This is a genomic window from Streptomyces shenzhenensis (assembly GCF_021462265.1).
Classification (GTDB): Bacteria; Actinomycetota; Actinomycetes; order Streptomycetales; family Streptomycetaceae; genus Streptomyces; species Streptomyces shenzhenensis.
On record NZ_JAJONF010000009.1, the window covers coordinates 29,844 to 41,354 of the forward strand.

The window sequence follows — 11,511 nt, forward strand, 5'->3', positions numbered from 1 at the left end:
GGAGGCGGAGATGGCCTCACACGTCACGCACCCGGGGACGCGGCGAAAGAAGATCACCTTCGACGAAGCGCTGCCCATCGACCACCGCCTGAACAGGGTCTACCGGATCGGGGCGGGCCTGATGGGCCTGTTCCTGCTGGCCTTCGGGATCCTCGGACTCACCAACAACATCGGCTTCTTCGACACCGGCGGAAACACCGCGATCGGCCTGAACACGAACGGCGCGCTGAGCGTGCTGTCGATCTGTGTCGGGCTACTGCTCTTCATCGGCATGGTGGTCGGCGGGAACTTCGCGTCCACGCTGAACATGGTGCTAGGCGTGCTGTTCATCCTGAACGGCTTCCTGTTCCTGGGCCTGCTCGACACCAGCTCGAACTTCCTGGACTTCAGGATCCAGAACGTGCTGTTCAGCTTCGTGGTGGGCCTCGTGCTGATGGTGTTCGGGATGTACGGCAGGGTCAGCACGAACCTGCCGCACGACAACCCGTACTGGCGGGCCCGCCACCCGGAGGCGGAGTAGCGGGCCACACCGGGCGTCGACGATCAAGCGGGCTAAATCAATCGGCAGCGTTTATCACTTCGAACGCCGCTCCACAATCCATGCAGCGGCAAGCAGAAGGACAGCTACCTGGAAATTAGGCAGCCCAGCCTCTGACACGAAAAATATTTCGAATATCACACCGATAAGCGCGATCGTCATACCGACGAAGAACAGGGCGACCGATTTCGAGTAGCGCATGAGATCCTTCTCTTGAATCTATGACGACAACTGGGGCCGCCTCTTCTCGCGAGTTAGGCCAGAGGAGGCGACCCCAGTTGACTACTTTCAAGAATCAGCAGCTAGAAACCCAGGGATAGGCCCAGGCACTGTACCCGCCGTAGGGAATCTGCGTCCACCGGCCGACGACCAGTGACTCTCCCGCGACGATGGCCAGGCATTTCCCGTGGTTCCTCGCGTACTGGGCCGTGGCTTGGATCCAGGAGCCGCTTATCAAGATTGCTGCGGCAATCGCGGCGCCGGGCAGACCGAAAAGCGCCGCGATTCCCGCTGCTGGACCGTAGATGTACGCCGCGTACGAGGTGATCCGGCGGGTCCACGTCTTGTTGAACACCGCGGATGCATACGCGGTTCCGTAGCTGCTTCCAAAACCCTGAGTCCATATCCGGGCCCAGACACGGCCCCAGGAGAAGTGGTAGGTATGACTCCATGACCAACGGCCATCGAGATCGAGACGGTTGACCGGGTCCCCGCTGCAGTAATCGTAGGCGTTGGCACTGCCTCCGGGGATGGGATCGGTACTCAGGAAACGTCCCAGGGTGGGGTTGTAGAGGCGGACGCCCATGAGTGTGTCGCCGGTCGGGGTCTCGGCGGAACGTTGTGCACCGCCGAGCCAGTCATAACGGGCGGTGGCCGTACCGGCCAGGGGATTGCCGTATTCGTCGGTAGCCATGACGATGACGGCCATGTTGGCGTCGTTGGTGGGCAGGGCCATGCTGACACCACCGTGCAGGTTGGTCAGTTGCAGGACGACGTCACCGTTTGCGGAGGCATAGGTGGCTCCCAAGTCGCCGTCGAGACCGGTGACGTTGCGGGTGTAGGCACCGGTGGAGGTGTTCTCCACCGTCCAGGACGGGGAGTCCGAGGACCCGTCGTAGTGGTTGACCCTGGATGCGGTCTGGGTCCAGGTACCGGATGCGTTGGATTCGGTGGTGTAGGCGCGGAAGCGTTCGGCGGGATCGAGTTGCCAGGTGGTGCGATTGCTTCCGCTGGTCTGCCGGTAGGCGAGATCGTTGCTGTAGTAGGCGGTTGTGGTGCCGTTCGGCTCGGCGGTCGTGCGACCGAACGCGTCGTAGGTGTAACCGGTGTCAGCCAGGCGGTCGGCTGTGTCGTACGTGTGAGAGACGGTGGTACCACCGCTGGTCGGGCAGGTGGCTGTGGTGCGGCCAGTGGTGGTCACCCCGGTGGCTGTGGTCAGGCCGGTCCGGTTGGAGTCCTTGTCGAAAGCGTAGGTGCGCGCGGTGCAGGTCTGTGCCTGTCCTTGGAGGACGGTTTCGTTCGTGTGAGTCAGCCGGCCCAACGCGTCGTAGCCATAGGCGTCGTTGAGACCGAGACCGCCGGAGGTGGACAGAGCCCGGGTGACCTCCTGTCCGCTGGCGGAGAGGCCTGCCTGGTCGGAGACCAGGACGTTGCCGGACTTGTCGGTGTAGGTCCGTGCGGTGCTCTGGCCGGTCTCGTCCACGGTTGCGGTGAGAGTGACCGACCCGGGCAGGGTTTCGGTGGCCAGGGTGCCGTCGGCGTCATAGGTGGCGGCGAAGGTGCCGGCGTTGGAGTCGCTCTCGGAGGTGGCCAGCCCGCGGGGGTCCTTGGTGGTGTCGTAGGTGTAGGTGAGGGTAGAGGGGGCGGAGTCGGTGACCTTGGTGGGTCGGCCGAGGCTGTCGTACTGGCTACTGGCAGTGTTGCCGTCGGCGTCCGTGTACGTCATCAGCCGGCCGAGCTGGTCGAAGGCCTGGGTGATCGTCTTGCCGTCCGGCGTGGAGCCGGAGGCCTCCTTCCCGGTGCTCGGGTCGTAGCTGGTGGTCGTGGTCTGCACTGCCTGGCCGACCCCGCCGGAGACCGAGGTCTGGTACGGCCGGTCGGCGGTGTAGGTGGTCGTGGTACTGCGGGTGACTCCGTTGGCGGTATACGTCACCGTGGCGGGCTGACCGGCCATCGTGTAGGTGGTCGTGATCGTCACGCGCTGGACGGGGTTGGAGCCACCGCCGGTGATATCGGCTGCCGGGGCGATCCGGCAGACCAGGTCAGCCCACTCGGGGTGGCCGCCGCAGGGAGCCGAACCGGTCGCGGTGTAGTAGGTCGTCGTGGTGCTTCCCGCGTCCGAGCCGCTAGAGGACGGCTGGGATGTGGAGATGACCTGCCCGGCCGCGTTGTAGCCGGTCACCGTGGTGATCGCGAGACCGGAAGGGTCCACCACTGTCTTGACCGGCTCACCGAGCGTCCAGTCGTAGTACGTCTTGCGGGTGGTGGCGTCCGCGTCCGCGGAGTACCCAGTGATTGCCGCGCCGGTCACCGCGGTGGTCACCTCGTCGGAGACCTTGGCGGAGCCGTCGGCCGGCCGGTTCTCGTCGAAGGTGTTGTGGGTGTGGGTACGGGCGGCGACCACGGCGCCGGCCGCGAGGGCGGCGGATGTGCCGGAGGCGGCCAGGGCATGTTGCAGGGTCACCTTGTGCAGCGGGCCGTAGGTGTCTGTCTCCCGCTGGCCCGTCGGGTCGTAGACGTTCTGGGTCGACAGGAGCGTGGCTCGTTGGGCGGTGCCCATCGAGGCCAGGCCGAGGGCATTGAGCTCGCTGGTGGAGCCGCTCGCCAGGGCCAGTTCCCGGTTTGCAGCCGTGAGCTGACGGACGGTGTCGCCGAAGGTGTCGTACTCAGTGGTGGCGATGTGCCCCCCCGGTTCTGCAGTGTTGACCTCCAGTCCGTTCACATCCAGGTAGTGAACGGTGGCTCGGGTGTAGTCGCCGCTGGCCAGGTGGCCGCTGCCGGTGTTGGAGGACGGTACCTGGTCGGCGGGGAAGACGGCCGTGGCGTCCGTGGGTGTGTCGGTCTGTGCCCAGGTGGCAACGCTGCTGGTGCCCATGGCGTTGGGGCCGCCAGCGCCGGTGGTCAGCGGCACGTCGTAGACCACCGTGGTAGTCGCGGTGCCGTTGGTGGTGGACGCCGAGCCCGGGGTGAGGGTGGCGCGGGAAACGTTCAGCAGGCGGCCTGCGTTGGTGTCGCCGCTGGTACCGGCCGTCCCATAGGTGAAGGACCACGGGAGCTCGCCGGGCGGAGTGAGGCTGGTGACCCGGCCTGCGGAGTCGTAACCGTACTGGGTGACCAGGCTGGGGCTGATGCGCGGGTCCCATTCCTGACGGAGCATGCCGTTGCTGTCGTAGGCGTACTGGGCGACGACCGTGGAGGCCTCGGCGCCGGTGGAGGGGTCAGTGGCCCAGCGGGTGAGCTTGGCGACGCGGCCGGTGTAGTTGCCGAAGGTGCCACTGGTGGTACCGGTGGCGGTCGTCGACGTGGCGTAGTTGAGTTCCAGGACACGGCAGCCGGCCGCCGGGGTGGCCGGGGTCAGGCAGGAGGTTCCCAGGTCGGAGATCGCCGAGGTCGGGGCCGCCATCCGGGCCAGGCGCACCGAGGTGGTGCTGCCGGAGGTGACGGTGTCGAACCGGTACCGGGTGGTGTTGCCCGAGCCGGCCGGGGTGGTGGAGGACACTGTCCACACGCCTGCGTCGGCGGCGGACTTGGCGAAGACCGTGACCGTGCCGTCAGTGTCGGTGAGGGTGTACTGGTCGGCGGAGGAACCGTAGACGAGGGTGTGTTTCTCGGCTCCGGGCTCCGGGCTCCAGGAGCCGTCGCTGTTCTTGGTGAAGGCGACCTCGCTGCCGTCGGCGGTGACCAGCTGTACGGCGGTGGAGGTCACCGGGCGAATCTCGGTGTAGTTCGTGGCAGCGACCTCCGAGACGCTACCGAGCGTCCACTGCGGGCCGAAGGGAGCCGCCTGCCCGGCCGGGGCTCCACTGCTCGGGCTGCGCGAGGAGGCGGTACGGGTCACCGTCAGCCCCAACGCGGAACTGTCGGTGCCCGAGAGCGTGTAGTCGCCGGTGGACAGGTTCACCGACCCGGGACCCACCTGCTCGGTCGCCGCTCCTGTGGACTTGCGGTCCAGGGTGAAGGTGGCGGAGGAGGAGTCGTAGGTGGTGCTGGAGGAATCGGTGAAGTGCCCGCGGACCTGCACCGAGCCGTCATCTCCGAGAGAGGCGGCAGCGTCCCACACCAGAGACGGCGAGGCACCGCTGGAGATGGCCACCGGCCAGGCGGACAGGGTGGTGCCGCCCTTGGTGACATCTGCGACCGGGATGTTCGCCCAGGAGTCGGCCGCAGAACGCCGGTACTGGAGTGTCACCGATTGCGCGGTGGAGGGCCCCGCCGCAGACAAGGTCACCCGTCGCGCGGTGCGGTCGCCTTCCTTCGGGGAGGTCACCGCGCCGGCTCCGGCGTTGAAAGAGTAGACGGCCGCGTCCGACAGATTGCCGGCCACGTCCCGGGTGTAGACGGTCAGCGTGTGCGGGCCGTCCGCTGGCGGGGTCGCCGACACGGTGACCGCCGAGCCGGTGGTGGCGACGAAGGTCTGCGCACCGGAGTCCAGCTGCCAGACGACACCAGCGGTGTCGTTGCCGCCGGACGGTGGAGTGAGGGTGAAAGCACCGCTCTGTCCGGCCCCCTTGGCCCAACCTGCCGACGGGTAGTCCGTGGACGCGACCGTCGGCGCGCCCGGCTTGGTGGTGTCGACCGTGAAGACCAGGCCGTTCGGCACCGTCTGACGCGACCACAGGGAGCCGTCGTACCCGTAGGGCCACGCGGTGTAGGTGTGGCCGTTGACCAGTGTCCCGGACGGGATGGAGGCGCTGGAGATACCCCCGGAAGCCGTCCAGCTGCCGTTGAGGTTGGAGATGACCTTGGTGTTGCCACCACCGGTGGTGTCGTAGACGTTCCACTGGGCCATCACGTTGCCGCCGTCGGCGTCGGTGACGGTCGACTGGAGCTGCGGAGTGGTCGTGTTGGTGTAGAGAGTCGTGGTGGAGCCGGAGACCGAGGAGACACCGGGTGCCACCGTGGGAGCGGACGGCATCGGGTACGAGTTGTAGGTCACCGACAGGTAGGGCACGTTGGCGGAGGCGTTGGCCGAGTAGAAACGCTTCCAGCTGTTGCTGTCCGTCTCGTCGGACGCTCGCAGGCCCACGTAGGCGACGTCGTAGCCGTTGTCACCGGCGTACTGGAGGAAGGTCGAGGGGTCGATGGAGACCCAACCGGCCGGGCTTGAGGTGGTGCAGTCGCTGGAGTAGCCCTTGGTCTGGGAGGTCGTGGCGTACTTCGACTTCCAGGTGGGTTGGTTCGACCAGACCGTGTCCGTGGAGGACTCTCCGGACTCCCACAGTTCCCACGGCGACTCGACGCAGCCACCGGCCCAGTACTCGTAGAGGTTCAGCGACGAGGACTGGATCAGCGTGTTGTCGAGCTGGAGGACCGGGAACTCCAGGAACGAGCGGGCGACGTCCGTGCCGCTGTCGTAAGTGCCCAGCTTCAGGTCGGTGGACGTGTACTCGGCGGTCGTGTCGGTGTTCTCCACGAACGTGTCCAGCAGGGGGGAGAGGCTCGTGGACGGGTCGACCGTGACCGGGTACTGCGTGTTGGGGTCGGCCAGGAACCTCGCGTCCGGGGTCAGGGTGAGATTCACCGTGTCACCGGACTGGGACATGGTCATCCTCACCCGGGCGCGGTGCGGGTGCTCCAGGGACTTGGCGTCGACCTGGGCGTCCCACATCACCGGCGCCGGTATGGTGCCGGCGACCTTGTGGTGGGCATCGGTGAAGGTGATCGAGCCGTTCTTGCGCTGCTTGGCCGTCAGCCCCTTCGCGGAGACCGGAACGGTCACCGAGTAACCGGCCTTGGGGCGCGACTTGAGGATCACGTTCTCCTCGAAGCCGGTCCGCGTCGCCTGCACAGTCACATCCGCGCCCGGTGTGACGTTCGCGTAGGTGGCGGTGGTTCCCTTGACGGACGGCTTGGGAAGCGTACCCCTCCAGCCGACCGCGACCCGGTGCCTGCCCGAACCCATGTCGGCAAGCACGGCGTTCTTGCCGCCGGGCGCGAGAACCAAACCATTTGGCTGGGCCTTGGGCGCGACAGAGCCCTCGGCATCCGTGTGCAGGGTTGTATCTACGTCAACCCATTTCCCAGCCCGCTTGAAGCGGATCGGCGCAGCATATGACCGCGTGGTCAGCGAGCCGTTCGGATTTGCCCAAGTCGTCGTCCTGGTAGTAAGTTGGTCAAGGATCTCGACCTTGCGTTTACGCAGTCGGGCTGTGGCGAATGCCGACGCCACGTCAGGAGCCGAGAGCGGCCCGGCAGAGGTGGAGCGAGACTTCGCCACCGGGGTGGTGTGCGTCTTGTGAACGGGGACGGCGAAGGTCTGCCCGGTGGTCGAGAGCGTCACGGCTGCTTCAGCGACAAGCAGCAGCGCCAGGGCCGTTACCGTCGCCAGCTGCCGAGGCGAGCCCGGCAGGGGTCTACGGCTGGGTCTTTTGCGGAAGCGGTCTGTGCGACTGGTCCTCACGGAACTCCTCTGGGATGTCCGGGCGCGGATAGCACCCATGATCACCCAAGAGATACAGGCCAGGGATCTTCACAGTCCATACTCATTTCAGGCCAGTGAGCTGATCGAGTGCAGTCAAAAATGAGCACCGGACTCACCGGTGTTCACCGGACGTCGATCAGGTCTGAGCATTCAGTGGCACAGGGTCACGAATACGCGCTCGACACCAAGGGCGGGCCATCGCCAGGCCATGGTTCGGTAAGGGTGTTCCTGTGGAATCCGGTGAGGAGACGTCAGCGAATTGGCGTGTTCAGTGTGCAACCGGCGCCACGATCACTTCGGCCTGTGTCGGGGTCGGACAGTATGACCCCGCACCCGGCCGGGATCCGGCTGCGGTCACCCAGTGCACGCCCTCCGCGATGTCCCCGACGGCGAACGCCTTGTGCGCGCGTGGCTGACGGCATCCGGCCGCCCTCAGTAGCCGGGCGAGCGGTCCGCCAAAAGTCCGCCTGAGGTCCGGCTCCGGCAGCAGCGCCGCTGTCGGCGTCACCGCGCGGACAGCCGAACCCCGCACGTGGGGTGAGTATGCGCCCCACGCCCCGTTCTCGGCCCGCACCTCCGGCCGGGCCACGACATCCAGGACGCCCGGCTCGCTCAGCGCGCTTGCGTAGCGCCGCTCCTGCCTCGGTCCTGTGCACCCCGTCTGTCTCACCGCGTACGCGATATCGGCGGCGGTTGGCAAAGGATTCCCAATGACGTTCTCATGGGCAGGTCGGTGACCCACAGCGGACGACAGGACGTCCACGGCCGACACGCCGCCTTCCGGAACCGCTGCCGGGACACACCTGTGTTGAGTCAGACCGTGGCCGGACACCGGGCCGGTGGCACACCCCGAGGGGCGGCAGGAACCTCACGAGCCATCCAGCCCAGCGTCCTACCGAACGCCACGAGCGGCCAACCCGACCGCACTCCGCTACGGCCAATACGAGTCGGGAACCTCAGGTTCGGTGCCCGGTCGGGTGCTGGTCGCCTTGACACCCCCGCCCGGCCGCAGACTTCACGGCCTTGGTACCTAGTGGTAGAAGCGCACGCCGCCGTCGGACCCGAGGGAGCTGAGTTCCAGCACGCCGCCGTCCGGGGTGATGTACACCGTCCCGGCAGTGAAGTTCCATTTGCCGCTCCCCTTCGGCAAGCCCGCGACCGGAGTGGTTCGCCCGGTATGCCGGTCGATGGTGACGAGCTGCGGGGAGCCGGACGTGGTGACGGCGTACACCGTCTCGTCCCCGCCGGGCGCCGGGACGGCGAGCGCAATGGACGGGCGGGACCAGAGTTTGGCGCCGGTGGTGGTGTCGAAGCCGTCGACGGCGGTGCCGCCGACGACCGAGGCCGGGGTGACCAGGACGGTGCCGTAGAGCCGGGCGGAGTGGTCGGCTTCGGTGGTGTTGCCGCTGGTGAGCTCGTCATCGCCGACGGCCAGCTTGCGGCCGTTGCCATGGGCGTCGAAGACCCGCACGGCATCCTGGCGGGCCGTGTGGACGGCGGCGACCAGCGGTGAGCCGGACAGGATGCGGGTGACATCCGAGTGGGCGCTCTCGGTCTTCCGCCAGATCATCTTCCCGGTCTTCGCGTTGTACGCGGTGAGGGTGAACCTTGTCTTCTTGTCGAGGCAGTAGTCGTCCACCAGCACGGTGCCGTCGGTGCCCCAGTCGTAGGCGTTGCAGTAGCGGCCGCGGGGCTTGTAGCCCCACACGCGGCTGCCGGTGCGAATGTTCACACCGCCGAGGAAGTTCTCGCTGACGATGGTGGCGACGTCGCCCTGCACATAGGTCGAGGCGGTCACCGTCGACGGGTGCCTGGTGCTGGTCAACGGCATGGACCAGAGGATCTTGCCGGTGGACGCCTTGACGCCGGCCAGCCAGGTGCAGGTGCTGCCGTCCTCGCCGAAGGCGACCGTGCCGACGCCCTTGGCGCTCAGTGTCGGTGACATCGCGCAGGGGACCGTGCCGCGCTTGGCGGCGGCCGCGGAGGAGGCGGTGCTCCACAGCTGTCTGCCGTCGGTGAGGTCGTAGGCCCGCAGGCCGCCCCGGGTGCCGGCCCGGACGAGCAGCTTGTCGGTGAGCCAGCTGCCGATGAGTGTGTCGTCGTGGGCGAGCGCCGGTATCTGCCACACCGGCGTCAGGTTCTTCGAGGCGACGGCGTCGGCGTCCTCCTGCTTGAGCAGGACAGCGGCGGAGCCGCCTACGGCGGCGAGGACGGCGAGAACGAGCGCGGTCCGGCCCGCCCGCCTGGTCTTCCTGGGCCTCTTGCCGCCCCTGCCAGCGGAGGGCTGCGCGGCGACCGGCTCGGGGTAGCGGAGGGACACCCGTCCGAGGACCGCGGTCACCTCCGAGTGCTGCTCGCGCTCCTGGTCCGCGGGTTCGCCGCCGTGCCAGGTGTACGGAGGTATTCGGCCACCCGGCTCGCGCACGGCCTCGTGGGCGTCGAACCGGGGGGCGAAAACCGCGTGGTGGGCCTGCTCGGCCGCCGGCCGGGCGTCCTTCGGCGTGTCGGCCTCCACCTGCCGCCACTGGTTCCCGTATGGCTGCGGGCGGGCGGCCGACTCTCGGGGCCGGAACGCCCAGCCCGGCTCCTCCTGCGGAGGGCCCTGTCCCGGCGACGATTGCGTCGTCATCTCCGTACTCTCTTCTGTTCGGGCATCCGCAGGTACCAGCCGCAGTGATGCGCCGTGACAAGTGCTGTCTGTCGCGGGCCGCGGCCCGAACTCCCGCGATCGCGCGGGATCAATCGCCTTTGAACGAGTGGCCGAAGCCGCTCCGGGACGACTCCACCTTGAACGCGGCCAGCGCACCCACCGAGGAGCTGATCCGCCAGTCCATCAACTGCTTGCTGCCCGGCCAGTCCTTGCGCTGGTCGTACCAGACGATCCCGATGACGCCGGCCTTCGCGGCACCCTGGAAGAGGTCACGGATGTGCGCTTCCTTGCTCTTGTCCTGCGCCACCCCGGTCTCCGCGATCAGTACCGGCTTGCTGGAGAAGTCCGAGATCTGGCGCAGGGTCGGGGTGAACAGGCTGGAGAACGCGACGCCGTCGAGGGGTCCGTAGTAGCCGATAAGGCCGACCCAGTCGACGTAGGAGTTACCCGGGTAGTAGGGCCGCAGTTTCGCGGGGGTGCCCGAGTCGACCACGTGTGGAGTCCACACCCAGATCACATTGGTGACGCCCTGTGCGGTGAAGATGTCATGCACGCGCTTCCAGGCCGCGACGAAGGCGGCGGGCTTGGCATGCTCGGGGCCCCAGGAGTTCCATGGGCCGTTCATCTCGCCGGCGAAGGAAAGGGCCAGCGGCCCGTCGTAGGCGGCGATCTGGTTCGCGAGATGACGGACGTAGGTGTCGTCCCTGCCCGCGGCGATGTCGACGAGCGGCGTGTCGGAGGGCACCAGCGCCATCATGGGCAGCCGGCCGTGCTGCCACAGGAAGGCATTGCCTTCCGTGTCGAAGTCGTCGCCCCAGTTGCTGTAGTACTCGCGGATGTCGGGCGCCCGGCCCGCCTCCTTGGTGAACTTTGTGACGATTCCGTACTGCCAGGGAGTCTTGTCGTCGATGACGCCCAGTGCGGGGCTGGACGGCTTGAGCATGGATGAGACCTTGAAGCGCGCGGCCGGGGCGGTGGCCGTGACCGCTGTGGCGTTGCTTCCGCTTCCCGCTCCACCGCAGGCGCCCACCAGGAAGACGACGGCGACCACGAGGGCCGCGGCGGCCGAAGGGCGGCCGCGGCGGCGGGTTGTCATCACGCATCAGGTCCCATCGGGCAAGAGGCAAGCCGAGTCACCGAACCTCCACGAGACCCGCGTGACATTCACGAAGTCTGCATATTAGTCTAGATGTGCGATCAGGGCGGAACGGATCATGTCCGTTATCTCTCACATTTGTCGCTTTTCTGCATTCACTGCTTTCGGCGGCGCCGAACCGGCAATCGCCCCATGAGGAAGGCTCAAGGCTTGCGATGACCAGTACCTCCACGGAGGTCGAGCCAGCTCCCGTCTTTGTGGACCAGACCGGTCAGCGAGGCCGCCGTCTGCGCGGTCTGGGCTGGCTGGTCGGTGTCATCTGCACCGGGTTCGTGGTGGCGATGATCTCCGGCCTGGTCGGGACCCAGTCGCGAGCGCCCGCGCTCCGCGTCCCGCGCACCGCGGACACCACGCCGCCCAGCCAGTACCTGAACGCGCCGGTGCCCGCGGCTCCCGGCGTCGCCGGTTCCGCCGGCAGCACCACCGCCACCGCAGCCACCGCCGACGCCACCGCGTCAGTCATCGCGACACCAGTGGACGGCGCGACGGCGTCGAGCCCCGTGACCGCCGCCGCGCAGTAGCCAGAC

The 11,511-nt window shown here is 67.5% G+C and carries 6 protein-coding genes; 2 read left to right on the forward strand and 4 right to left on the reverse strand.

What is annotated here, in order from left to right:
* Positions 1-10 precede the first annotated feature (10 nt).
* Positions 11-520 carry a DUF4383 domain-containing protein gene (locus LQ326_RS14615; RefSeq protein ID WP_234536493.1) on the forward strand — a complete coding sequence of 170 codons (510 nt, stop codon included), beginning with the start codon at positions 11-13 and terminating at the stop codon, positions 518-520.
* A gap of 54 nt (positions 521-574) precedes the next feature.
* Here LQ326_RS14615 and LQ326_RS14620 read toward each other — a convergent pair whose 3' ends face one another.
* The 4 genes from LQ326_RS14620 to LQ326_RS14645 all read right to left on the reverse strand — a co-directional run bounded on the left by LQ326_RS14620 (position 575) and on the right by LQ326_RS14645 (position 10,924).
* Positions 575-739, reverse strand: coding sequence for a hypothetical protein (locus tag LQ326_RS14620; protein ID WP_234536496.1), 165 nt, complete (start codon positions 737-739; stop codon positions 575-577).
* A 94-nt stretch (positions 740-833) separates the two neighbouring features.
* Entirely contained in the window at positions 834-6,701 is a 5,868-nt protein-coding gene (locus tag LQ326_RS47875; RefSeq protein WP_268207081.1) for an RHS repeat-associated core domain-containing protein, read from the reverse strand.
* A 1,507-nt stretch (positions 6,702-8,208) separates the two neighbouring features.
* Entirely contained in the window at positions 8,209-9,807 is a 1,599-nt protein-coding gene (locus LQ326_RS14640; RefSeq protein WP_234536498.1) for an outer membrane protein assembly factor BamB family protein, read from the reverse strand.
* 109 nt (positions 9,808-9,916) lie between these two features.
* Positions 9,917-10,924, reverse strand: a complete 1,008-nt coding sequence (locus tag LQ326_RS14645; protein WP_234536500.1) for a glycoside hydrolase family 26 protein — start codon at positions 10,922-10,924, stop codon at positions 9,917-9,919.
* Between the two features lie 215 nt (positions 10,925-11,139).
* Here LQ326_RS14645 and LQ326_RS14650 point away from each other — a divergent pair, with 215 nt between their 5' ends.
* Positions 11,140-11,505 (forward strand): hypothetical protein, encoded by a 366-nt coding sequence (locus LQ326_RS14650; RefSeq protein ID WP_234536502.1) that lies wholly within the window; start codon positions 11,140-11,142, stop codon positions 11,503-11,505.
* Positions 11,506-11,511 lie beyond the last annotated feature (6 nt).

Bases quoted from the DNA above. Each gene is read 5' to 3' on its own strand.
- LQ326_RS14645 (WP_234536500.1), bottom strand. From the start codon at position 10,924: ATGACAACCCGCCGCCGCGGCCGCCCTTCGGCCGCCGCGGCCCTCGTG.
- LQ326_RS14615 (WP_234536493.1), top strand. From the start codon at position 11: ATGGCCTCACACGTCACGCACCCGGGGACGCGGCGAAAGAAGATCACC.
- LQ326_RS14620 (WP_234536496.1), bottom strand. From the start codon at position 739: ATGCGCTACTCGAAATCGGTCGCCCTGTTCTTCGTCGGTATGACGATC.
- LQ326_RS14640 (WP_234536498.1), bottom strand. From the start codon at position 9,807: ATGACGACGCAATCGTCGCCGGGACAGGGCCCTCCGCAGGAGGAGCCG.
- LQ326_RS14650 (WP_234536502.1), top strand. From the start codon at position 11,140: ATGACCAGTACCTCCACGGAGGTCGAGCCAGCTCCCGTCTTTGTGGAC.